Origin of the sequence: Erwinia sp. MYb416, assembly GCF_037479575.1 — a bacterium.
In the GTDB taxonomy this organism is placed as follows: domain Bacteria; phylum Pseudomonadota; class Gammaproteobacteria; order Enterobacterales; family Enterobacteriaceae; genus Erwinia; species Erwinia rhapontici.
Map to the genome: position 1 here is coordinate 1 of NZ_JBBGYT010000068.1, position 551 is coordinate 551.

The following is a 551-nucleotide window of genomic DNA, read 5'->3' on the forward strand; positions in this document are numbered from 1 at the left end:
GCTGGAAAGCGGCCGCACGGTGGAAGGCAGCAAGAAGCCCTCTTCCGATACCGCCACCCACCTGGCGCTGTACCGGGCGTGTGCTGATATCGGCGGCATCGTGCACACCCATTCGCGCCATGCCACCATCTGGGCGCAGGCCGGGCTGGATCTGCCTGCCTGGGGCACCACCCACGCGGATTATTTCTACGGCACCATCCCCTGCACGCGCCTGATGACGCCACAGGAGATCGCTGAAAATTACGAACACAACACCGGCGAAGTGATTATCGACACCTTCCGCTCACGCGACATCAGCCCGACGGCAATCCCGGCGGTGCTGGTCAACGCCCACGGACCGTTCGCCTGGGGCAGCAGCGCGGATAACGCTGTGCATAACGCGGTGGTACTGGAAGAAATTGCCTATATGGGGATTTTCTCGCGCCAGCTGACGCCGGGGATGCGTGATATGCAGCAGGTGCTGCTGGATAAACATTATCTGCGTAAGCACGGGGCGGGGGCGTATTACGGGCAATAATGGCCTGCAATGGGCGGACCGGAAGTCCAGGGCG

Annotated in this window: 1 protein-coding gene; it reads left to right on the forward strand. The window is 62.1% G+C overall.

The genetic code is table 11. The annotated features are described in order from the left end of the window. Positions 1 to 517 (forward strand): L-ribulose-5-phosphate 4-epimerase AraD (gene araD / locus WH277_RS00590; RefSeq protein ID WP_339503762.1); only part of this gene is annotated, 517 nt, incomplete at its 5' end. Between the last annotated feature and the right edge of the window lie 34 nt (positions 518 to 551).